Raw genomic sequence first — 23257 nt, 5'->3', positions numbered from 1 at the left:
CGTCAGGCTTCAGGGCCGCTTCGCGCCCCAGCGGGAGCAAGCTCCCTCGCCACGGGATGTGGCTGCACCTGACCAACAGCCGTGATCGGTTTGGTGCGCGGACCTGACAAACAGTTTTCTGCTAAAAACAGTTCGGCAATCTGTCCTGGTTAGGCGAGCACCTACCTCTGTGGCGAGGGGATTTATCCCCGTTGGGCTGCGAAGCGGCCCCAAACCAAGCAACTCGGTGTGTCAGGAAGGTTGAGTTCACTGCTTTCGGGCCGCTCCACAGCCCAGCGGGGATAAATCCCCTCGCCACAATGGACCGCTCCGTCAGGTACACCGATGTTGACGACATGAAGGGCACCAGAGTCCGATCCGGCCAGTCATGCGCAAAACCAACAGGCAAAAAAAACCGGCGCAACCGAAGTTACGCCGGTGGTGTTGCCAGTGATTGCGCGGATGTTCGTGGGTCCGAGCAACCACCGTTGAACGCTTCGCCGGTCAGGCCCGTTCCAGTGCCAGGGCCACGCCCTGGCCGCCGCCGATGCACAGGGTGGCGAGGCCTTTCTTGGCGTCGCGCTTGATCATTTCATGCAGCAGCGACACCAGCACGCGGCAGCCCGACGCACCGATGGGGTGACCCAGGGCGATGGCGCCGCCGTTGACGTTGACCTTGTCCATGTCCCATTTCAGTTCCCGGGCTACCGCCAGCGATTGGGCGGCGAAGGCTTCGTTGGCTTCGATCAGGTCCAGTTGGTCCAACGACCAGCCGGCCTTGTCCAGGCAGCGACGGGTGGCCGAGACCGGGCCAATGCCCATGATGGCCGGGTCGACGCCGGCATTGGCGTAGGCACTGATTTTCGCCAGCACCGGCAGGCCCAGGGCCTTGGCTTTTTCGGCGCTCATCAGGATCACTGCGGCGGCGCCATCATTGAGCGAGGACGCATTGCCCGCAGTGACGCTGCCGTCCTTCTTGAAGGCCGGCTTGAGCTTGCCCAGGGATTCGGCGGTGGTGCCGGCGCGCGGTTGCTCGTCGGTGGCGAACGCCACGGGATCGCCCTTGCGCTGGGGGATCAGGATCGGTGTGATCTCATCGGCGAAGCGGCCGCCCTCGATGGCGGCGACGGCTTTCTGCTGGGACGCGGCGGCAAAGGCATCCTGTTCTTCACGGCTGATGCCGTACTTGTCCACCAGGTTCTCGGCGGTGATGCCCATGTGGTAATCGTTGAACGCATCCCACAGGCCATCGGTGATCATGCTGTCGATCATTTTCGCGTGGCCCATGCGCAGGCCGGTGCGGGCGGCCGGTAACACGTACGGGGCCAGGCTCATGTTCTCCATGCCACCGGCAATGATCACTTCGGCGTCGCCACAACGAATCGCCTGGGCGCCCAGGTGCAACGCCTTGAGTCCCGAGCCGCAGACCTTGTTCAGGGTCAACGCCGGCACCGCATGCGGCAGGCCAGCGAGGATCGACGCCTGGCGAGCCGGGTTTTGCCCGGAGCCCGCCGTCAGCACCTGGCCGAGGATCACTTCATCGACCTGCTCACCGGACAGGCCGGTTTGCTCCAGCAGGCGCCGAATCACCGCTGCACCGAGTTCCGGCGCGGGAATGGAAGCCAGCGAACCCTGGAAACTGCCGATGGCGGTACGGGTAGCGGCGACAATCACGACTTCTTGCATCGAATCTCTCCTCACTGGGCAGCGAACTGCATTTCAGGCACGTGGTCCGGCACGATCAATTTGCCGGCGGTCTTGGCGACGATTTCCTCGACGCTGACGCCTGGGGCACGTTCTTTCAAAATGAAGGCGCCATCCTGGATTTCCAGGTAGGCCAGGTCGGTCAGCACCCGCTTGATGCACCCGGCGCCGGTCAGTGGCAGGCTGCAACGCGACAGCAGTTTCGACTCGCCGTCCTTGGACGCATGGGTCATGGTGACAATGATGTTCTCGGCGCCGGCCACCAGGTCCATCGCGCCGCCCATGCCCTTGACCAGCTTGCCGGGGATCATCCACGAGGCAATGTTACCTTCGACGTCCACTTCGAACGCGCCAAGCACGGTCAGGTCGATGTGGCCGCCGCGGATCATGGCAAACGATTCGGCCGAGGAGAAGATCGAGGCGCCGATGCGCGCGGTGACGGTCTGCTTGCCGGCGTTGATCATATCGGCATCGACTTCGGCTTCGGTGGGGAATGCGCCCATGCCGAGCAGGCCGTTTTCCGATTGCAGCATGACTTCCATGCCTTCGGGAATGTAGTTGGCGACCAGGGTCGGAATGCCGATGCCCAGGTTCACGTAGTAGCCGTCCTGCATTTCGCGGGCGACGCGTTGAGCCATTTGTTCGCGGGAAAGTGCCATGTTCTTATTCCTTCATTCGGGCCGGGGGCAGGGGATCACTTGCGCACGGTGCGCTGTTCGATGCGTTTTTCGAACGTGCCGCAAATGACCCGGTCGACGTAGATGCCAGGGGTGTGGATCTGCGTCGGGTCCAGCTCGCCGGGCTCGACGATTTCTTCGACTTCCACCACCGTGATCTTGCCCGCCGTGGCGGCCAGCGGATTGAAGTTCTGCGCGGTGTGGCGATAGATGACATTGCCGAAATGGTCGGCCTTCCAGCCCTTGACGATGGCGAAGTCGCCGGTGATGGATTCTTCCATCAGGTACTGGCGGCCATGGAATTCACGCACTTCCTTGCCTTCGGCCACCGGCGTACCGACCCCAGTGGCGGTGAAGAAGGCCGGGATGCCGGCGCCGCCGGCGCGCATTTTTTCAGCGAGGGTGCCTTGGGGGGTGAGCACGACTTCGATTTCGCCGCTCAGCAGTTGCTGCTCGAAGAGGGCGTTTTCGCCGACATAGGAGGCGACCACCTTGCGGATTTGCCGGTCTTCCAGCAGTACGCCGAGGCCGAAGCCGTCGACGCCGCAGTTGTTGGACACCACGGTGAGGTCGCGGATGCCCTTGCGCTTGATCTCGGCGATCAGGTTTTCCGGGATACCGCACAGGCCAAAGCCGCCGGCGATGACGGTCATGCCGTCTTTCAAGCCTTCCAGCGCTTCTTCATAAGAACTCACGCGTTTGTCGAAACCTGCCATAGACACCTCTTTTATTCTTGATGGGGTCGCAATGGAGTGCAGTGTTGCGCTAAGTCATATATTTGTTAAGTTGATTTTTAGGTTGGATTGATTGATAAAACTCAACAGTCGCCGCCATCCACTGGCGGCTCGAAACTTACGGCTTGCCCCTGGAGCGAAGCGATCCCCATGACCCTCAAGCAGATCCGAGCCTTCCTCGCGGTGGCCCAGAGCCTGAGCTTTGCCGTGGCCTGCGAACGGCTGCACCTGTCCCAGTCGGCCCTTAGCCTGACCATCAAGGCCTTGGAAGAAGGCCTCGGCGGTCGCTTGTTCAGCCGTAATACCCGCAACGTGGCGCTGACGCCCGAAGGTGAATCCTTGTTGCCACTGGCCCGACGGCTGGTTGCCGATTGGGACAATGCCGAAGACGAAATGCGTCAACGCTTCACCTTGCAGCGTGGTCGCGTGACGTTGGCGGCAATGCCTTCGTTCGCTGGCAACCTGCTGCCACCGATCCTCAAGACCTTCCGCGCCCGCTTTCCGAATGTCAACGTCACGGTCAACGATGTGATCAACGAACAGGTGCTGGAAATGGTCCGCGATCGTCATGTCGAATTGGGTGTGGCGTTCGAGCCGATGCAGGGTGCGTCATTGGCGTTCACACCTTTGTATCTCGATCGCTTCGTCGCGGTAGTGCCGCTGGACTCACCGCTTGCCCAGCGCGACGAAATCCACTGGGAAACCCTGCTGGAACAGCCCTTCATCACGCTGCAACGGCCATCCACCGTACGGGTGATGCTGGAGGAGCATTTGCAGGCCCGGGGCATGAAACTGCCTGTGGAGTTCGAGAGCCACCAGTTGGCGACCGTCGGGCGGATGGTCGCCAGCGGGCTGGGGGTGAGTGCCGTGCCGGCGCTGTGCGTCGGGCAGATGCATGAGCTGGGTGCCCGCTGCATCACCTTGAGTGATCCGGTGATCGAGCGAGCCATCGGGGTGCTGACCAAACCGGGGCATGAACTGTCGGCGGCGGCGCAGGCGTTGTTCGATACGCTCAGGGATCAGGAGTTGGGCTCGTTGACCACAGGCCAACACTGACCCTGTGGGAGTGGTGTGGTTAGCGCGGGTGTTGCGCCAGCAATGGCAGTAATTGCTCACACGGCTCTTCAAGCTTGAGGTCCAGCAACTCATCGGCCCGGGTCTTGCCCCGGTTGATCACCAGCAACGGCTTGCCCTGGTCCTTGATGGCCCGGCACAGGCGAAACGCCGAATACGCCATCAGCGACGAGCCCACCACCAGCAGGCCGTCGGCTTGCTCGACGGCTTGCATGGCGCGGGTCGCGGTGAGGGGGGCGACGTTCTCGCCGAAAAACACCACGTCGGGCTTCAACCGCTCGCCGCCGCAATGGGGGCAATTGGGCACTTGAAAGCGCGCCTCGAACGCCGGGTCCAGCAGGGTATCGCCGTCGGGCGCCTGCACGGCGTCGACACCGGCCAGGTAAGGATTCTGCGCTTCCATCGACAACTGGATCTGCTGCCGCTCGCTGCGCTGGCCACAATCCAGGCACAACACACGGTGCAGGCTGCCGTGAAGTTCAATGACGTCCTGGCTGCCGGCCTGGTCATGCAGCGTATCGACATTCTGGGTGATCAACCCGGTGATGCGCTGCTGCGCCTGCAGTTGGGCCAAGGCGTCATGGGCCACGTTCGGCCTGGCCTGCCTCACCCGTGGCCAGCCCAGCATCGCCCGCGCCCAGTAGCGCCGTCGTGCTTCGGCCTGGGCGAGGAACTCCTGGTACATCATAGGCTGTCGACCCCGTCGTACGCCGTCGCTGTCGCGGTAGTCGGGAATCCCCGAAGGCGTGCTGATGCCGGCGCCGGTGAGCACCAGGAAACGACGCCCGGCCATGTACGCCTGCAACTGATCGAGCGGTTCGCCATGGAAATCGTCCGGCATGGGGGGCTCCGTGGGTCTGGATTCGTTGAGGGTAGCACTGTCGAGCACGGGGCCTGCGTCACGCCTTTCGTCGCCCAGCGGCGCTGTTCGGCAAACTTTCCTTGCAGGAGGGGCCTCCACACTTATGTGTGAAAGAGCAATCAGGTTGTTTCGGTCGCTCTGAACCTGTCGCAGAGGAGGCTTATGAAGCAGACCATCGGTGAAGTACGGGCCATCAACAGACAGCGCGCAATGGTGGGTGTGTACGTGGGGCAGGAGCACGGCCACACCGTGCTAGCCCTACGTTCGGCCAATGACATCGATATTGGCGACATCCTGGAGTGGGACAGCGGCACGGCCTTGGGCATGCAGTCCTATCACAACCAGACCAAGGGCTGGACCGCCGATGTGTATGTGGCAAACCACGGTGTGGCGTCGGCCAACCTTGAGGTCCAGTTGATGGTGGGCTCTTCCTGACGGCGCCTTCGACCTATTACTTCGGGAGAAAGAGCATGAGCAAACTAAAGTGCGGTTGCCCCGATTGCCAATGCGAGGTTGATCCGCAACGGATGTACAACCACGACGGCGAAGCCTACTGCAGCCAGGCCTGCGCCGAACAACACCCCAACGGTGAACCGTGTCCGGCGCCAGACTGCCATTGCGAACGCAGTGGCAAGGTGGGCGAGCGGGACGTCACCAATAAGCAGCTGGACGACGCGCTGGAGGAGACGTTTCCGGCAAGCGATCCGATTTCACCCTGAGCATTCTTGAATCCGGGTATCGGCGACAGGGTATCCGGACGCCGCAAGCCGGTCAGTGCGGTGGTGCAGGACAACACCGGCAGCCCGCGAGTTTTGGCTTCCTGGAACGGCGCGAGGCCAGGGTGACGAGACCGGTGCAATGGGGTGCCGGCGCCGCCCGACCTTTGGCGGACAGCGTGGAAAGACACGCACTGTTTCCCCCCATAGGCCCCATGTGAGAGCGAGCTTCAGTCCCGGCCTGGTTAATAGCCTGATGCAATAAAGAGCATGGCGGCGGCAATATAAATTGAATGTTGACCATTCGTCGCCGTTTACAACGTTTCCTTAAAACCTTGGCGGCGTCATGTTTTCCGAATAAGACGAGTCAGTAAGGCTCGTTGATATCAACTAAACGAGGTGAATGAAATGGCTAACACAGGAAATAGTAATCCTGGCAATTTCGCTAACGATCGTGAGAAGGCATCGGCAGCCGGGAAAAAGGGCGGCCATGCATCAGGTGGTAACTTTGCCAATAATCCTGAGCGTGCATCCGAGGCTGGGCGCAAGGGTGGGCAGGCATCGGGTGGTAATTTTGCCAACGACCCTGGGCGTGCCGCAGAAGCTGGCCGCAAAGGCGGGCAAGCCTCTGGCGGTAATTTTGCCAACGACCCTGAGCGGGCTTCGGAAGCCGGCCGCAAAGGTGGCCAGGCCTCGGGCGGCAACTTTGCCAACGACCGGGAGAAAGCCTCCGAAGCGGGTAGAAAAGGCGGGGAGAACAGCCGCGGTGGCGGCCGTGATTCATAATGCCCGGTAATATGGCAAGCCCCGTGCCCATGGCATGGGGCCCCATTGGCTTATATAGCGGAGTTTGCCGGGTTTAAACTACAACCGGGTTTACAGCTTTTTCGCTTTATTCGTTAAAAGATATTAGTTGATCGTTGTGTCAATCACCATGGGTCTCGTTTGTTGAATAAAAGATAAATCATCCTGTTACTTCCTCCGACTATAAAAAAATGGCGAGGGCAGCGCTTCCTTGCCTGGATATTACGTTTGATCGTTGCCACTGTTTAGGCGCACGATCAGCCATGTTTTGGTCAAGACCGTAAGGACCTTCGATGGACCAGCCCACCTCCCGGATTCGATCCCCTTGGCGCACCTGGCTGAACCCCGTGCAAGACAACCTGTTGTTGGGGGTGACGTTCTGGCTCGGGCTGGCGTTGGTGACTGCATTGCTGCTTTACAGCGGCTACAACGCCTTGGTCGGCGCCGACCGTCAGAACCTGGGTTACGCAGTGCTGGGCGGTACCTCGGGCTTTGCCGCTACCGCCCTGGGGGCGTTGATGGCTGTGGTGTTGCGCGATATCGCCTCGCGGACCCAGGACATCATGCTCGGTTTTGCCGCCGGCATGATGCTCGCCGCCAGTTCTTTCTCGTTGATCCTGCCAGGCATCGAGGCGGCACAAATCATCTGTGGCAACCAGTTGCTTGCCGCGTTTGTCGTCGTGGTGGGCCTGGGCTTGGGGGTCGCCCTGATGATCGGCCTGGACCGTTTCGTGCCGCACGAGCACGAACTCAGTGGCCGACGTGGGCCCCAGGCCGAGCGTATTAATCGCGTATGGCTGTTCGTGCTTGCCATCACCTTGCACAACTTGCCGGAGGGCATGGCCATCGGCGTCAGTTTTGCCGATGGCGACTTCAAGGTCGGCTTGCCCCTGACCACCGCCATCGCCATCCAGGACATCCCCGAGGGCCTGGCCATTGCCATGGCGCTGCGCGTCACCGGTATCAGCGCCTTGCGTGCCGCGCTCATCGCGGTCGGTTCGGGGTTGATGGAGCCGCTAGGCGCGGTGATCGGCCTGGGCATGTCGTCGGGCGTCGCCGTCGCGTACCCCATCAGCCTGGGGTTGGCGGCGGGGGCGATGATCTTCGTGGTGTCCCACGAGGTGATTCCCGAAACCCACCGCAACGGCCATGAAACCCCGGCCACCCTGGGCTTGATGATGGGGTTTGCGGTGATGATGTTTCTCGACACGGCGTTGGGTTGAATCACCGATACCCTCTGTCAGCGTTGCGGCAGATTGCTGGAACATCCGACTCAAGCGTATGAAGTGCATCACCATGGAAGGGCTGGTGGAAGAGTCCAAGGAGCTGATTGAAGAAATCGAAAAAGGTGCAGTGCTCGATGCGGGACTGATCGGCGGGGCGCAGAAAGTCGAGCACTACGAAATTGTCAGTTACGGCACCTGATTGCCATGGCCAAGCACTTGAACCTGGACGATGAAGTGGTCGGCCTGCTGCTGGCGACCCTCAAGGAAGAAAAAATCACCGGCGAGAAACTCTCGAAAATTGCCGAGCAGGGCGGTAACCAAGCGGCAACGATGGATTCCTGAGATCAACATCATGGCTTTTGTGGCGAGGGGAGCGTGTTCCCTCGCCATTGTTAGATGTCTTGAATCTTGGGTTTTATTTTTTCCAATTTTCGAGCAATTGCCATCCTGCCGAGAACGGTAATAAGTCCGATAGCGCTGACAAATGACCATGCGGCGATTGCTAGCAGAAGTGCGCGTTGGCCGGACAGTCCCTTGCGGATGCTTGCGGTGTAGGTTCTTTCTAAGAAGAAAGAGCAGATGGTGTTGAGATGATCTTCAGAGAAGCCGAGGTTTGAAAATTTCTTCAATGAGGATTGTGAGCGACATTCGTCAGTGGTCAGATAGTCATCTGTGAAAAGCTCGAATTTTGCATTGTTTTCCGATAAATAAAATGACGGTGTTTCAGGCTGGTTTCTTAAAGAAACCATCAAATACTTGGTGGGGGAAAGTGAAGCACTGATGACGAAAATCACTATAAGGATAATAAATAAAGAAATAATGCTGTTGACTATCCATTGGGCGAAATGATTGACCTTGAACTGGATGTCTCTGAAGTTTTTCCAGTCAATATAATTTTTTATTTTTGCGATGTCGCTGGGTGAGAAGTCATGACGTCTTATCCATTCCTCAGCAAGCTCTGCCTGTTCCAAGGTTTGGGCTGGAATATTGAACTCGAATCTGTAATGCTCGATTTCGCGTAAATTTTTCCGCATCCTTTCAAAACGTTCGTTATCGAATTCTGGCTTTCCACCAAAGAAGCGCCACATCAAGTCACGGAGAAATGAAAGTGATCTGGCTCGGCTGTAAATATTAAAAATTACACCGCCTATTATAATGACGCTAAAGATACTGGTGACGGCTGTAAAGTTTTCGAAGGTCCAGTGGGCTGCATTTTCAATCAGTGTGGGTTGATTCACGGAAGATCCCTTTGTGAGTATTTCACTGCGTAAGTGAGTTACGTGAGGATGTCATGTTGGTATCGCTCAGTCCCGATTTTGTTGTCGGTGGTGCGCACGGGTCAATAATAAAATGATGAATAATATTATTCGTGTCAGTACAACAAATGTCGCTGCTGTGGTGTGTAGTGGCCGGTTTGTATTGCTCGTTGATCGCCGCACCGGATGTATTTTGCTATGTGCTATCCGTTGTCCACGGCGGTGCACAGGTTGGCGCGACGGTATAAATCCTGAACAGCAATCAAACACTTTCTTGGATGGAACCTGTGGGAGCACAGCTTGCTCGCGATAGCGGCGTATCCGTCGATATCAATACTGCTGACACACCTATCGCGAGCAAGCTTTCCCACAGGTTTTGTTTCCACAGGTTTTACTGTGCGTCGCGACCTATACTCAACCCCGTGGATGACATGAATCCGGGGTGGCGCAACTGTGCTGCATTCGCTGATGCTGGCCGTTATGCTCGTTCTGGCCGGGTGCGCCACGTCACAGCGCGGTCAACAGGCTGCTACGGTGACGATTGACCAGGCCACTTGGCAACAGGTGGACCAGCAGATCATCGCAGCATCGAAAAGCGCTATCGAGCAGACCGGACGCTACGCCCGCGGGTCGATGGAACATTGGCGTGTGTTGGTCTATGAGCGCACCGAGGCTGAGTTTATCCCCTGGTTCAGCAGTTATTGGACCCAGGAATGGCTGGCGGTGAAGGTCAGCTGGTATGCCGCCAGTGCCAAGGCTGAGGAGGATTCTCCGGCCAAGCGCCTGGCGGTTTACCTGCAAGAACAATATCGTGAGCAGGTGTTGGAGCCGGTAGCGGTGGAAATTGATCCCGAGGCGATCAGGGCTGCCGCGACGGACTACTACATACGCCAGCTCAATCAGCAGGTCCAGGTCATCGCCCTGCGGCATCAAATCCCGAACGAACTGATGAACCGGCGTCTGCACGGCATTCCTGCCATCAACCTGGGGCCGCCGCCTGCGCGTAACGCGTCGTTGTACGAAGTGGTGCATACCGAACCGCTGAACACGCTGCCGGCCTATGCGGCGCTGATCGATCACGTCAACAAGGCTGCAACCACAGGTGCCGGACCCTCTGAGGCGGTGATCGCCACGGTGGCGCAACGCACCAGCGAAAAAATCGAGGCGCAATTTGCCACGCGCGGGGCGACCGGCGCGGCGGCGGCAGTAGCCGGGAAGGCGGCCGGGGCGTTGATCTCGGTGGGCGTGGCGGGTATTCGCGCGATCATCCACGAGGGCGAGCGACCGGAAATGGAGGAGCAGATCCGCAAAAGCCTGAGTGCTGCGTTCGATGAGGCGTGGTTCAAGTCGCTCAAGCATCCCCTCAGCGGGGTAATGGCGCCGGTGTATTACCTGGACGAGGAAGTGGGAGGCAACCTGGTGGAGGCGGACCTGGCCAATCGAGCGGTGGCATTGCCGGACATCAAGCCGTGACGGGCTGGCTCATTCTGACCCAAGGGTGACGCGACACCCCTTGCGCTGGCGGATCTGTTCGTCCGTGGGACGCTCTTTTACGAATTCGAAGCGCGGCTCGCCTTCGCTGTAGATCACCAGCCAGCCCCATTCCAGCTCGCTTTCATCCTGCCCGGGCCTGGGCGGCGAGGCCCACCAGGGTTCTTTTTGCACGATCTGACGCATGGCGTTCCTCCTATCGTTTGATCCCCTCAACTATAGACCGCTTGATTTCGCGATAAGCGCTGGTGAAAACCCAGCATCTTGTGGCGAGGGAGCTTGCTCCCGCTGGGCTGTGAAACAGCCCCATCAAGGGAATGCAGTGGCTGGGTCAGGGGGCGCTTCGTGCCCCAGCGGGAGCAAGCTCCCTCGCCACGGGATTTTGCGGGCAATTCAGTGTGCTCTGACGCCGCCCACCAGCGTCTAGCGTCTGTATCCCCGCACTCGAACGGGGAATGACTGGACCCCGCGCATATGCAAGCACTGTTGAACGAGATCCTCGATGCGGTTCGCCCCCTGATCGGTCAGGGCAAGGTGGCCGATTACATTCCGGCCCTGGGCACTGTGGCGCCTAACCAGTTGGGTATTGCCGTGTATGGCAACGACGGCGAGTTGTACTGCGCCGGCGACGCCGAAACAGCGTTTTCGGTGCAGAGTATTTCCAAGGTGTTCAGCCTGGTGCAGGCCATCGGGCATTCCGGCGAAGCGATCTGGGAGCGCCTGGGCCATGAGCCGTCCGGCCAACCGTTCAATTCCCTGGTGCAGCTGGAATTCGAACGTGGTCGACCACGCAACCCGTTCATCAACGCCGGCGCGTTGGTGATCTGCGATATCAACCAGTCGCGTTTCGCCGCCCCGGCGTTGTCGATGCGCGATTTCGTGCGGCGTTTATCAGGCAACCCGCAAGTGATGGTGGACGGCAAGGTGGCCGAGTCGGAATACCAGCACCGTGCCCGTAACGCGGCGATGGCCTATCTGATGCAATCCTTCGGCAATTTCCATAACGATGTGGAAGCGGTGCTGCGCAGTTATTTCAGCCACTGCGCCCTGCGGATGAGCTGCATCGACCTGGCGCGGGCGTTCTGCTTCCTGGCCAACGACGGATTCTGCAAGCACAGTGGCGAACAGATCCTCAGCGCCCGGCAGACCCAGCAGGTCAACTCCATCATGGCCACCAGCGGCTTGTACGATGAGGCCGGCAATTTCGCTTATCGCGTCGGCCTGCCAGGCAAGAGCGGGGTCGGTGGCGGGATTGTCGCCGTGGTGCCGGGGCGGTTCACCGTATGCGTCTGGTCGCCTGAACTCAACGCCGCCGGCAACTCCCTGGCCGGCATGGCGGCGCTGGAATTGATGAGTCAGCGGATTGGCTGGTCGGTGTTCTAGTTTCCTGCCGCACAAAAAAGGCCCGCTCCTGATTCAGGAGCGGGCCTTCTTGTCAGGGGATATCAGCAGAGGCGGTCGATGACCCGGACCTCGGAAGTGTTCTGCATCGACTGCCAGGCCTGGGTCAGCGTTTGCAACACGCGACCGATGAAGTCTTTGTCGGCCGCAGCCTTCTTGCCAACATAGCCCTGGCCACGGCGGTACATCTTCAGCCGGGCACCCAGCTCATGCGTGTTCTTTTCGAACTCGTCTTCGCGGGTGTAGGGCGACAGGCAGTCCATATGCACCTGGCCAGTCTTGCTGATCCACAGGATATGGCTGTCGAGCGTGTCTTTGTGTGCTGCGAATATGCGAGCCAGTTCATCAATAGATGGTTGATTATTCAGATTCATGTGTAAGCCCCTTGACCATTTGGTTGATCTGTCTGGTGGTTCGCAAAAACTTCGCTACTCGGTAAGTACCTGCCTGCTACCGAAACCAGGCCGTCAGCATGCTTCCGTCGAACTTCGACGGGGTCGTGCATCGGTTGTGTAGTGTTATCGAAGGGCTGCTACGCAAATGCGCTACAACGAAGAGAAACAGCGAAGAATCTTCAGTCAGTGTCAACTTTCGAGGGTTGAACCACGTGCGTCATGAGGATCTTCACCGACGTTTCTCGTCCTTGTTACCGGACGGTCAGGCCAGGTCAGCACCTTCAATCTGCCTTGTGGGCAGTCCCTTATCCAAAAAACAGCTCGGCGGTCAGACGAGCTTGCTCAAACAGTTGCCTGTACTCCCGATCGGGGAGACGTCTGCATCATGCAAGGGCAAATCGGAGGCGTCAACGGTTTTGTAGTGATTATTTTTGGTCACTACATATTGTCGGACAAAATGGTTTGGGTATGAGCAATTGGGCTTGAGCCGAGCCCTGTGGCGAGGGAGCTTGCTCCCGCTGGGCTGCGTAGCGGCCCTCTGTCAAATCCCCTCGATTACCCTGATCCACCGTGCCGCCAGGTTTAGGGCCGCTTCGCGCCCCAGCGGGAGCAAGCTCCCTCGCCACAGGGTCTGTGTTTGGCATCATAGGCTCAGGTGGCCTTGGCCTTGCTCGCCTTGCGCGGTGCACCGGCTGCCTTGCGCTTGGCCGGCTTGCGCTTGTTCTTCCACGGGGTTGCGCCACGCCCGGCGGGGCTGGCCGGGCCGCTGATGGTCAGGCTCATGCCCTGGCAGCGGGCGACGTGCTTGCTCATCCAGGCGGCTTGACGGGTCACGAATTCTTCCAGGCTCATTTCGCCGCTTTGCACCATGTCCAGGGCCTGCTCCCAGATGGCCGTGGTGCCCGGGTCGGCGATGGCCCGGGGCACGGCGTCGATCAGGCTGAAGGCCGCCGGGGTGGCCGACAGGGCCTTGCCGTTCTTCACCAGGTAACCGCGGTCGAGCAGCCCCTGGATGATCGAGGCTCGGGTCGCTTCGGTGCCGATGCCGGTGGTGTCCTTGAGCTTCTGCTTGAGCAGCGGGTCCTCCACCAGTTTGGCGACGTTCTTCATCGCCTTGATCAGGTCGCCTTCAGTGAAGGGCTTGGGCGGCTGGGTCCACAGGTCCTTGGGTTTCACCTCGTCCACCGTGCAATCGCGACCTTCGGCCAGTGCCGGCAAGGTTTGCGGTGCCGGCGCTTCACGGCCCTTTGCCGGCGCCAGTGCTTCGGGCAGGGCGCGTTTCCAGCCGGGTTCGACGATCTGCTTGCCCACGGCGCGCAGCGCCTGGCCGGCACAGTCGAAGTCGGCCTGGGTCCGGTCGTATTCGTGGTTGGGCAGGAACTGCGCTAGGTAGCGTGCGCGAATCAGCGTATAGACCGCACGCTGCTTGCCGGCGAGTTTGTCGAGGTTCTTGGCGGCGGCGGTGGGAATAATGCCGTGGTGGGCACTGACCTTGGCGTCGTTCCAGGCTCGGGATTTACGCTGCGGCTGCAGGTGCTCGCGCAGCGGCGCGAGGCTGGGGTCGACCTGGGCGAGGGCGGCCAGGATGGCCGGTGCTTCGCTGTGCTGGCTCAAGGGCAGGAAACCGCAATCGCTGCGAGGGTAGGTGATGAGCTTGTAGGTCTCGTAGAGCGACTGGGCAATGTCCAGGGTTTCCTGGGCGCCGAGGCCGAGCTTCTTCGAGCAGACTTCTTGCAGGGTGCCCAGGTCGAAGGGCAACGGCGCCGCTTCGCGCAGGCGCTCGGTACGCACCTTCAGTGTCCGGGCAGTGGCGGCGTTGCGCATGGCCTGGGCCGCGTCTCGGGCCAGGGCCTGGTTCAGGCAGCGTTCCTGATCGTCGCAGGCATCCGGGTCGGCCCGCCACTGGGCGGTGAAGGCCATGCCTTCGTGACTGAGCTGCACGTCGATGGCCCAATAGGCGACCGGTACGAAGTCGGCGATGCTGCGGTCGCGATCCACCACCAGGCGTAGCGTCGGTGTTTGCACGCGGCCCACCGGCAGCACGCCCTGGTAGCCGGACTGACGCCCCAGCAGGGTGAACAGGCGACTCATGTTCATGCCTATCAGCCAGTCGGCCCGGGAACGGCCCAGCGCCGAGTGATACAGGTTGAAGGTTTCGACTCCCGGCTTGAGGGCGGCCAGGGCCTTGCGGATCGACGCTTCGTCCAGGGCCGACAGCCATAACCGCCGGATCGGTCCGCGATAACGGCAATGTTCCACCAGCTCCCGGGCGATCATTTCGCCTTCGCGGTCGGCGTCGGTGGCGATCACCAATTCCTTCGCTTCCCCCAGCAGGCGCTTGACCGCCTTGTACTGGCTGGCGGTTTTCGGCTTGACGGTCATTTTCCATTGCGCCGGCACAATGGGCAGGTCGGTCAGTACCCAGCGCTTGTAGCGCGCATCGTAGGCGTCGGGCGGGGCGGTTTCCAGCAGGTGGCCGATGCACCAGGTGACCGTGATGCCAGGGCCCAGCCAGCAACCGTCGCCACGGCGCGTGGCACCGAGCACGGCGGCGATGTCCTTGGCCTGGGACGGTTTTTCACACAGGTACAACTGCATAGCGCCCTTTTCCTGAGCAGGTTTCATGGGGCTTTAGCATGGTCATGGATGCGCGCAAGGGCAAGTTTTATCTGTATGGATATACAGATAAAAACGTTGCGCTGCGTTGCCAGGGGGTGTCTGGCATGACATTCGGCGGCCTGTTGGCACGCAGAATGAATTTCTCGCAGGGGGATGGCTCATAACTTCAAGGCGGTTGAAACCCGCAAAGCAGGTTTATGAGGTCAAGGAGAGTCACTTTCATGAATTCGATGCCAAATGGCAACGGCCAGGCGACTACACGTTTGATTCTCGTTGTGGAAGATGATCCGACCATCCTGGAGTTCCTCTGTGAAATCCTCGAGGAGGAAGGGTTTGTCGTGGAGCCTCGGGAAAGCGCCGACGCAGCGCTGACATTTCTGGAGGAGAGCGCGGATTACGTCGATCTGCTGCTCACCGATATCACCATGCCCGGCAAGATTGATGGCGCGGACCTGGCCAACCTGACCGGAGACCGCTGGCCGCAGATACCGCTGCTGATCATGTCCGGTTTCGAGACGCCGGAAAGCGCCGGGATCAAGCACCACGCGTCCTTCATCGCCAAGCCTTGGGCGTTGGGACAGATGCTGGATCTGGTGGAAAGTACGGTGAAAAGCCACTCTCTGCACTGATCGATCCCAGAACGACGGGTTGTGATCGACCCGTCGCACTCATGTTTGGGTTGCAAGCGGCGATGGCTCCCATGACAATGCGAGTCATTATCAGTCGCGAATTATTCCATTGCCATGTCCGCCAACGATCTGTCCTTACGCAGTGCCGTCGACGTTCTGTACAGCGATCATCACAGTTGGCTCCAGGGCTGGTTGCGCAAGCGCCTGGGCAACGCCTTCGATGCAGCGGACCTCACCCAGGACACCTTCGTGCGCGTCCTCAAGGCTCGCTCCGCGTTGGACATTCGTGAACCGCGACCGTACCTGTCGATGATCGCCAAAGGGCTGTTGATCGATCTGTTTCGCCGCCGTTCACTGGAACAGTCCTATCTCGAAGCATTGGCCGCCATGCCGCAAGAGCAGCACCCATCGCTGGAAGACCAAGCCATCCTGCTCCAGGCCTTGATGGAAATCGACCGCTTGCTGCTGGGGTTGGGGCCGCGTATCAGGCAGGCGTTCATCCTGTCGCAGTTCGATGGCCTGACATATCCGCAAATTGCCGAGCGCTTGGGCGTCAGTGTCCGCACGGTCAATAACCACATGGCCAAGGCCATGGAACATTGCTGCCTGATGCAAATTCAATTGCAGCTGTCATGAACCTGCCGCCCGAAGAGTTGAGGGCCATTCGTGCCGCCGCGCAGTGGTACGCCAAGCTGCATTCGGGCATCACGACCGACGCGGATCGGGCCGGGTGGAATGCCTGGCTGAGCGCCGATCCGTTGCATGGCCAGGCCTGGCAAAGAATGACGGCGGTGGCCGAACAGATGGCGAGTGTGCCGGGTGCACTGGCGGCGCCGACCTTGAGTGATACCCACAACCGATCCCGTCGCCAGGTATTGCGCAGCGTGTTACTGCTGACGTCCGCCAGTGGCCTGGGGTGGTTGGGCTGGCGCAGCCAGGCGACTCAGAATCTGTTTTGCGATTACCGCACCACGGTGGGCGAGCGCCGTGAGTTTCAACTGGCGGACGGCAGCACGCTACTGCTCAACACCGACACGTCGGTCAATGTTCGTTTCGATGCAAACCAGCGACGACTGGAGCTGTTGCGGGGGGAGATTCTCGTGACGACGGCGGTTGATCCCTTGCGGCGTCCTTTCAAGGTGGCCACGGGGCCTGTCGAAGTACTGGCGTTGGGGACGCGTTTTATCGTCCGTGGCCAGGCGCAAGGCGGCGAGGTGGCGGTGCTGGAGAAAGCGGTCGAGGTCAGTCTGCCGGCGATCGGATCAAGGCGGCGGGTCGAAGCCGGCCAACGCCTGGACTTCAATGATCGGTCACTGGGTACGCTGCGTGGCAACGATGTGTCGGTGGGTGCCTGGCAGAAGGGAAGCATCATTGCCATTGACCGTCCCCTGGCGGCGCTGCTGGAGGAACTTTCGCGTTATCGCAACGGCGTGCTGCGTTGTGATCCGGCCATTGGCGACTTGAAGGTGTCGGGTGTGTTTCCCGTCGATGACACGGACCTCGCCCTGGCGGCACTGGAGAGTGGTTTTTCGTTGCGAGTGACCCGATACAGCCGTTTCTGGGTCCAGGTATCGAGTGGCGACCGACGCTGACGCTACGGCGCGATAAAAAAATTGTTCTGCACTTTTCATCCGCATCGTTCGGCTCTTCCTCAGTGAGTTTTTAACGACCGTTTTGGGGAGGGGAAGCATGTCTTGGGTGAGCGCGCCAGGTCGTCTGGTGTTTGCAGTAAAAATCGGCCTGCTGGCAGCCGCTACGGGCAGCGCCGGGGCCGTGAATGCCAGCCCGGTTCCAGAGGCTTCGGCGCAGCAGCGTTGGGTGCAGGTCTACGATATCGGAGCCGGCAGCCTGGTGGATGTCCTGACCCGTTTTTCCAGCGCTGCCGGGGTCGCCATTTCGTTCGATGCCCGGCAACTCCAGGGCCTGCGATCGCCTGGCCTGAGCGGTTCGTTTGGCGTGGTTGACGGATTTGCGCGCATTCTGGGTGGCAGCGGCCTGCAAGCCGACTTCCAGGCCAACGGTACGTATGTGCTGCGCCCCGTGCCCGGCAACGGTTCGGCCATGGAACTGGGCGTCACCACCATCGACGGACAGAGGCTCGGCGCGACCACCGAGAACAGTGGCTCCTACACGACAGGGGCGGTCACCATTGGCAAAGGCGAGCACTCGCTGCGCGAAACGCCACAATCGGTGACGGTGATCACCCGCAAGATGCTCGATGACCAAAACCTGAACACCATCGATCAAGTGATGGAAAAGACGCCCGGCATTACCGTCTACGACTCGACCATGGGCGGGAAATATTTCTATTCCCGTGGGTTCCGGATGTCCGGCCAGTATCAATATGACGGCGTTCCGCTGGACATGGGCAGCAGCTATGTCCAGGCCGATAGTTTCAGCAGTGACATGGCGTATTACGACCGTGTCGAAGTCCTGCGCGGTGCGGCCGGGATGATGAAGGGCTCGGGCGGCACCTCCGGCGGCGTCAATTTCGTCCGCAAACGCGGCCTGGCCACGGCCCAGACCGAACTCAGCCTCTCGGGCGGTACTTGGGACAACTACCGTGGGCAGATCGACACCGGTGGCCCACTGAATGATTCCGGTACTGTGCGGGGCAGGGCGGTGATCGCCGAGCAGAGCCGGCATTATTTTTATGACGATGCCCGTCGCAAGGACCAGATCTATTACGGCGCGCTCGACTTCGACCTGAGCCCCGATACGACGCTCGGCCTGGGCGTTGCCTATGAAGACGTCGATGCAAGCCCCTGCTGGGGCGGGCTGCCTCGCTACAGGGATGGCAGCGATCTGAAGCTCAGCCGCTCCACTTGCCTGGATCCGTCGTGGAATACCTGGCGTAGCCAGCGGACTACGGTGTTCGGCGATCTCAAGCATCAGCTCAACGACGACTGGGCCGTGAAGGTGGCCGGTGTCTATACGAAAAACACCCAGGACATCAAATACGCGTTTGCATCGGGCTCGGTGACGCCAGGCATCTCGACCACCAACATGCTGGGCAGCATGTACGATTACGACCAGGTCGATTACGGCCTCGATGCGTATCTGGACGGCAAGTTCGATGCCTTTGGGCAGCAGCACGAATGGGTCATCGGCTTCAACGCCAGTCGCTCGGACAAAGATGACTTTTTCTCGGTGGCACTGCTGCCAGAGAAACAGAATGTGTTCGATCCGGACCGTCATATTCCCGAACCGGACGATAGTTATTTCATCGAAAACTCGACGCGCGGTGGTCCGGTCAAGACCGTTACCGAGCAGCAAGGGATGTATTCGACCCTGCGCCTGAAGCTGGCGGATCCCTTGACGTTCGTGGTGGGCAGCCGGGTAAGCTGGTACAGCTCCAAGACCGACTCGGTGTTCCTCACCGGCGGTTCGGAACACGCCAAGAGCACGGAGACGGGCCAGGTCACTCCGTTTGCCGCCGTGTTGCTGGACCTCAACGAACACCTGACGGCCTACGCCAGTTACTCGGACATTTTCACGCCCCAAGGCAACTACCGCTCCGAAAGCGGTTCGGCACTCAAGCCCCTGGTGGGTGAAAGCTACGAACTGGGGATCAAGGGCGAATGGTTCGAGGGCCGCCTGAACAGCGCCTTCAACCTGTTCCGCACGCTGCAGAAGGACCAGGCCCAGACCGACTACATCTCAAGCTGTTCGTCCTCGGACGGTTTCTGCTATGAGAACGCCGGCAAGGTGCGCGCCCAAGGCTTCGAAGCCGAGATCAGCGGTGAAGTCATCGAGCGCCTGCAACTGCTGGCCGGCTACACCTACACCCAGACCAAGACCCTCGAAGACATTGACACCAGCCTCAACGGTGGTTCGTTCAACAGCTATGTGCCGCGCCATGTGCTGCGGCTGTGGGGCGATTATGCCCTCGGCGGGGCATTGGAACGGTTCAGCGTCGGCGCAGGCGTCAACGCACAAAGCGACAACTTCCGGGTGTCGCCAGCGACGGGCGAGAAGATCACCCAGGCCGGTTATGCGGTGTGGAACGGTCGCCTCGGCTACCGCATCGATGACACCTGGTCGTTGGCGCTCAATGGCAACAACCTGTTCGACAAGCGCTACTACGCCACCATCGGGACCGAGGGCTTTGGTAACTATTATGGCGAGCCGCGCAACTTCACCCTGTCCATGAAAGCGCGCTTCTGATCCGGTGGCGAGGGCGCAAGCGCCCTCGCCACGGTTTCTCCTCAGTTCTTGTCCAGGTCCACGCTCCGGGTTTCCCGCAGGCAGATCATGCCCACCACCAGGCTCACCCCGGTGATCACCACCGGGTACCACAACCCGTAGAAGATATCCCCGGTGTAGACCACCAGGGCGAACGATACGGTGGGCAGGAAACCGCCGAACCAGCCGTTGCCGATGTGATAGGGCAGGGACATGGAGGTGTAGCGAATGCGGGTCGGGAACAGTTCGACCATCAACGCTGCCAGCGGTCCGTAGCACATCGCCGAGATGATGATCAGCGCCACGATCAAGGCGACGATCATCGGCCGGTTGATCTGCTGGGCGTCGGCCTGTTGCGGATAGCCTGCCAGGGTCACCGCGCCGCGCAGGGCGGCTTCGTCGTAACCTTCGAGTTTCACGTCACCGACGCTGACCTGCACCGTGCTGCCGGCTGGGGCGGCGACGCTGCTGTAGGGCAGGCCTTGCTTGACCAGGAAGGTCTTGACTTTGTCGCACGGGCTGTCGAAACGCGCCTTGCCCACCGGGTCGAACTGGAAGGTGCAGGTGGCCGGGTCGGCGATCACGGTGATCGGTGCCTGGCGGCTTGCCTGGTCGATGGCCGGGTTGGCGTAATGGGCCAGAGTCTTGAAGATCGGGAAGTACAGCGCCGTCGCCAGCAGCAGGCCGATCATCAGCACCGGTTTGCGCCCGACCTTGTCCGACAGCCAGCCAAAGAAGATGAAGAACGGTGCGCCGATCACCACGCTGACAATCAGCAGGCTGTTGGCCAGGGCCGGGTCCATCTTCAGGAACTGGGTGAGGAAAAACAGCACGTAGAACTGCGCGGCGTAGAAGGTCACCGCTTGCCCGGCGTTGATGCTGAACAGGGCGATCAACACCACCTTCAGGTTTTCCCACTTGCCGAAGGATTCGCGAATCGGCGCCTTGCAGCTCTTGCCTTCTTCTTTCATTTTCAAGAAGGCCGGTGATTCGTGCAGGCTCAGGCGGATCCAGGTGGAAATGCCCAGCAGCAGGATCGACAGCAGGAACGGAATGCGCCAGCCCCAGACCTCGAACTGGTCGCCAGTGAAATAGCGGCAGCCCAGCACCACCAGCAGCGACAACAACAGCCCGAGGGTGGCCGTGGACTGAATCCAGCTGGTATGAAAACCGCGCTTGCCCATTGGCGCGTGCTCGGCAACGTAGGTCGCCGCGCCGCCGTACTCACCGCCCAGGGCCAGGCCCTGGAGCATGCGCAGCACCACCAGGATGATCGGCGCGGCAATGCCGATGCTGGCGTAGTTGGGCAGCAGGCCGACGCAGAACGTCGCCACGCCCATGAGGATGATGGTCGCCAGGAATGTGTACTTGCGCCCGATCATGTCCCCCAACCGACCGAACACCAATGCCCCGAACGGCCGCACGATGAAACCGGCGGCGAAGGCCATCAGGGCGAAGATGAACGCTGTGGTGTCGTTGACCCCGGCGAAGAACTGCTTGCTGATCACCGCCGCCAGGGCGCCGTAGAGGAAAAAGTCGTACCACTCGAACACCGTCCCCAGGGACGAGGCGAAGATGACTTTCTGGGTTTCCTGGCTGGTGCCGACGCTGCGCGTGGCTTCCAGGGGCTGAACATGCTCGGACATAGCGGTATCCCTCACAGTGATTGTTTTTGTTGTTCCACTGCGACGCCGGGGTGGCGTCTCCTGATTTGACACACTTTCCTTGAATCGACTCCTCACCTTTTGGGAGCTCGCTCCCACAGGTGTTTCTGTTGTTCTTCAGACCGTAGCAGGTGCTTTTTCGACGTCGGTGTTCCTCATCGCGGGATTGAGCATCATCTGCGCCGCCTTCTCGGCAATCATCAATGTTGGCGAGCAAGTGTTGCCCGAGGTGATGCGCGGCATGATCGAGGCGTCGGCAATGCGCAGGCCCTTGATGCCGTGGACACGCAGTTGTGCATCCACCACCGCGTCACGATCCTGGCCCATGCGGCACGTGCCGACCGGGTGGAAAATCGTCGTGCCGATCCGGGCGGCGGCCTGGTGCAGCTCTTCTTCGGTTTGCAGGCTGGGGCCCGGCAGGTATTCCACCGGTTTGAACGTGCTCAGGGCCGGGGCCGCGACGATGCGGCGGGTCAGGCGGATGGCGTCGGCGGCGACTCGCAGGTCTTCGGGATGGCTCAGGTAGTTGGGCTGGATCAGCGGCGCTTCGTGCGGGTCGGCGGAGCGGATGTCCACCCGGCCACGGCTTTGCGGGCGCAGGTCGCAGACCGACGCGGTGAACGCCGGGAAGCTGTGCAACGGTTCGCCGAAGCGTTCCAGGGACAATGGCTGTACGTGATATTCGAGGTTGGCCGAGGTCTGTTCCGGCCCCGAGCGGGCAAACGCGCCGAGTTGGCTGGGGGCCATGGACAGCGGGCCGCTGCGGTCGTACAGGTAGCGCAGGCCCATGCCCATCTTGCCCCACAGGGTGCCGGCGATCTGGTTCAGGGTGCGGGCGTTTTCCAGCTGGTAGATCAGCCGCAGTTGCAGGTGGTCCTGCAAGTTGCCGCCGACACCGGGCAGTTCATGGGTCACGCCGATGCCCAGGCGTTGCAGCAGGCTGCGCGGGCCGATCCCGGAACGTTGCAGGATCCCCGGCGATCCCACGGCCCCGGCGCACAGGACGATTTCCTTGCGGGCCTTGAAGGTCATGCCCTTGCCTTGCCAGCGCGCGCTGAGGGCGTGGGCGCGGTCGTCACGCAGCAACACGCGGTCGACCTCGACGTCGGTCAACACCGTGAGGTTGGCGCGGTGGCGAATCGGCTTGAGAAACGCCTTGGCCGCGTTCCAGCGTACCCCGGCTTTCTGGTTGACTTGGAAGTAGCCGCAGCCTTCATTGTCGCCGCTGTTGAAATCGTCGACGTTGGGGATGCCGCTCTGTTCGGCGGCGGTGCGGAACGCATCGAGAATCGGCCATGACAGGCGCTGGCGTTCGACCCGCCATTCCCCTGCGGCGCCGTGAAATTCGGACGCGCCGGCAAAATGGTTTTCGCTCTGGCGGAACAGTGGCAGCACGTCGTTCCAGGCCCAGCCAGAATTGCCCTCGGCGGCCCAGCCGTCGTAGTCCGCCGCCTGGCCGCGCATGTAGATCATGCCGTTGATGGAGGAGCAACCGCCCAGGACCTTGCCGCGCGGATAACTTAGGGCACGCCCTTGCAGACCGGGTTGTGCTTCGGTCTTGAAGCACCAGTCGGTGCGTGGGTTGCCGATGCAGAACAGGTAGCCGACCGGGATGTGAATCCACGGATAGTTGTCGCGCCCGCCGGCTTCGAGCAGCAGCACCCGGTGTTGCGGATGGGCCGACAGCCGATTGGCCAACAGGCATCCGGCAGGGCCGGCGCCCACGATCACGTAATCGTATTCATCGACGACAGGTTGCATTCGCGACCTCATTCTTGTTGTTGTGGGACCCATCCTAGTTGTTAGTTTTCGTCAAAAGAATGTTAGTTTTTGCGCAGCGG

General features: G+C 60.6%; 21 protein-coding genes and 1 pseudogene. 12 read left to right on the top strand and 10 right to left on the bottom strand.

Translation table 11 applies throughout. The features are described from left to right. Positions 1–483 precede the first annotated feature (483 nt). From BM300_RS02915 to BM300_RS02905, 3 genes are read right to left on the bottom strand one after another with little or no spacing between them, the layout of a single operon-like run. Entirely contained in the window at positions 484–1665 is a 1182-nt protein-coding gene (locus BM300_RS02915) for an acetyl-CoA C-acetyltransferase (protein WP_092145523.1), read from the bottom strand. A gap of 11 nt (positions 1666–1676) precedes the next feature. Next, positions 1677–2342: a CoA transferase subunit B gene (locus BM300_RS02910; protein WP_092461972.1), complete on the bottom strand. Its 666-nt coding sequence runs from the start codon at positions 2340–2342 to the stop codon at positions 1677–1679. 35 nt (positions 2343–2377) lie between these two features. Beyond that, positions 2378–3076: a CoA transferase subunit A gene (locus BM300_RS02905; RefSeq protein WP_063322042.1), complete on the bottom strand. Its 699-nt coding sequence runs from the start codon at positions 3074–3076 to the stop codon at positions 2378–2380. A 168-nt stretch (positions 3077–3244) separates the two neighbouring features. Between BM300_RS02905 and BM300_RS02900 the strand changes: the two genes are divergently transcribed. Continuing rightward, positions 3245–4150 carry a LysR family transcriptional regulator gene (locus BM300_RS02900; RefSeq protein WP_092145526.1) on the top strand — a complete coding sequence of 302 codons (906 nt, stop codon included), beginning with the start codon at positions 3245–3247 and terminating at the stop codon, positions 4148–4150. 19 nt (positions 4151–4169) lie between these two features. Here the strand turns inward: BM300_RS02900 and BM300_RS02895 are convergent, their stop codons facing one another. Further along, entirely contained in the window at positions 4170–5009 is an 840-nt protein-coding gene (locus BM300_RS02895) for an NAD-dependent protein deacetylase (RefSeq protein ID WP_092412661.1), read from the bottom strand. Positions 5010–5192: 183 nt separating this feature from the next. On the opposite strand from BM300_RS02895, the gene BM300_RS02890 reads away from it, so the two are divergent. From BM300_RS02890 to BM300_RS02870, 5 genes and pseudogenes are all read left to right on the top strand, one after another. Then, positions 5193–5465, top strand: coding sequence for a hypothetical protein (locus tag BM300_RS02890; protein WP_092412659.1), 273 nt, complete (start codon positions 5193–5195; stop codon positions 5463–5465). A 35-nt stretch (positions 5466–5500) separates the two neighbouring features. Continuing rightward, complete coding sequence (locus BM300_RS02885) at positions 5501–5749, top strand: metallothionein (protein ID WP_092412657.1); 249 nt, start codon at positions 5501–5503, stop codon at positions 5747–5749. Positions 5750–6154: 405 nt separating this feature from the next. Then, positions 6155–6532 carry a con-10 family general stress protein gene (locus tag BM300_RS02880; protein WP_092412655.1) on the top strand — a complete coding sequence of 126 codons (378 nt, stop codon included), beginning with the start codon at positions 6155–6157 and terminating at the stop codon, positions 6530–6532. Between the two features lie 311 nt (positions 6533–6843). Beyond that, a complete protein-coding gene (locus BM300_RS02875; protein ID WP_063322037.1) occupies positions 6844–7773 on the top strand; it encodes a ZIP family metal transporter in 930 nt (309 codons plus the stop codon). A gap of 43 nt (positions 7774–7816) precedes the next feature. Then, a pseudogene (locus BM300_RS02870) lies at positions 7817–8118 on the top strand (ferritin-like domain-containing protein); the annotation flags it as partial. Positions 8119–8168: 50 nt separating this feature from the next. Here the strand turns inward: BM300_RS02870 and BM300_RS02865 are convergent. After that, positions 8169–9014, bottom strand: a complete 846-nt coding sequence (locus BM300_RS02865; RefSeq protein WP_092461970.1) for a DUF6216 family protein — start codon at positions 9012–9014, stop codon at positions 8169–8171. A gap of 471 nt (positions 9015–9485) precedes the next feature. On the opposite strand from BM300_RS02865, the gene BM300_RS02860 reads away from it, so the two are divergent. Beyond that, positions 9486–10505 carry a hypothetical protein gene (locus tag BM300_RS02860; RefSeq protein ID WP_092461968.1) on the top strand — a complete coding sequence of 340 codons (1020 nt, stop codon included), beginning with the start codon at positions 9486–9488 and terminating at the stop codon, positions 10503–10505. Positions 10506–10514: 9 nt separating this feature from the next. Here BM300_RS02860 and BM300_RS02855 read toward each other — a convergent pair whose 3' ends face one another. After that, entirely contained in the window at positions 10515–10709 is a 195-nt protein-coding gene (locus tag BM300_RS02855; RefSeq protein ID WP_092145547.1) for a hypothetical protein, read from the bottom strand. A 288-nt stretch (positions 10710–10997) separates the two neighbouring features. On the opposite strand from BM300_RS02855, the gene glsB reads away from it, so the two are divergent. Next, a complete protein-coding gene (glsB, locus tag BM300_RS02850) occupies positions 10998–11906 on the top strand; it encodes a glutaminase B (RefSeq protein ID WP_063322034.1) in 909 nt (302 codons plus the stop codon). Between the two features lie 62 nt (positions 11907–11968). On the opposite strand, the gene BM300_RS02845 is transcribed toward glsB, so the two are convergent. Together BM300_RS02845 and BM300_RS02840 are read right to left on the bottom strand one after the other, a co-directional pair. Next, positions 11969–12298, bottom strand: a complete 330-nt coding sequence (locus BM300_RS02845) for a hypothetical protein (protein ID WP_063322033.1) — start codon at positions 12296–12298, stop codon at positions 11969–11971. A gap of 672 nt (positions 12299–12970) precedes the next feature. Next, on the bottom strand, positions 12971–14917 hold the full coding sequence (locus BM300_RS02840; protein ID WP_092223955.1) for a DNA topoisomerase III: 1947 nt from the start codon (positions 14915–14917) through the stop codon (positions 12971–12973). Between the two features lie 242 nt (positions 14918–15159). Between BM300_RS02840 and BM300_RS02835 the strand changes: the two genes are divergently transcribed. The 4 genes from BM300_RS02835 (at position 15160) to BM300_RS02820 (ending at position 19734) form a co-directional block, all read left to right on the top strand. After that, entirely contained in the window at positions 15160–15567 is a 408-nt protein-coding gene (locus BM300_RS02835; protein ID WP_063322031.1) for a response regulator, read from the top strand. A 114-nt stretch (positions 15568–15681) separates the two neighbouring features. Beyond that, positions 15682–16203: a sigma-70 family RNA polymerase sigma factor gene (locus BM300_RS02830; protein WP_092145553.1), complete on the top strand. Its 522-nt coding sequence runs from the start codon at positions 15682–15684 to the stop codon at positions 16201–16203. Then, positions 16200–17159: a FecR domain-containing protein gene (locus tag BM300_RS02825; protein ID WP_092461966.1), complete on the top strand. Its 960-nt coding sequence runs from the start codon at positions 16200–16202 to the stop codon at positions 17157–17159. Before BM300_RS02830 ends, BM300_RS02825 begins: the two co-directional genes overlap by 4 nt. Positions 17160–17256: 97 nt before the next feature. After that, on the top strand, positions 17257–19734 hold the full coding sequence (locus BM300_RS02820; protein ID WP_092461964.1) for a TonB-dependent siderophore receptor: 2478 nt from the start codon (positions 17257–17259) through the stop codon (positions 19732–19734). Between the two features lie 41 nt (positions 19735–19775). Here BM300_RS02820 and BM300_RS02815 read toward each other — a convergent pair whose 3' ends face one another. Beyond that, a complete protein-coding gene (locus BM300_RS02815) occupies positions 19776–21398 on the bottom strand; it encodes an MFS transporter (protein ID WP_092145559.1) in 1623 nt (540 codons plus the stop codon). Positions 21399–21533: 135 nt separating this feature from the next. After that, entirely contained in the window at positions 21534–23177 is a 1644-nt protein-coding gene (locus BM300_RS02810) for a GMC family oxidoreductase (RefSeq protein ID WP_092461962.1), read from the bottom strand. Positions 23178–23257: the final 80 nt, after the last annotated feature.

The organism is Pseudomonas sp. NFACC46-3 (assembly GCF_900114515.1).
Taxonomy (GTDB): Bacteria; Pseudomonadota; Gammaproteobacteria; order Pseudomonadales; family Pseudomonadaceae; genus Aquipseudomonas; species Aquipseudomonas fluorescens_Q.
The sequence above is the reverse complement of the archived record's forward strand: the minus strand, read 5'-3'. Positions and strand labels throughout refer to the sequence as shown.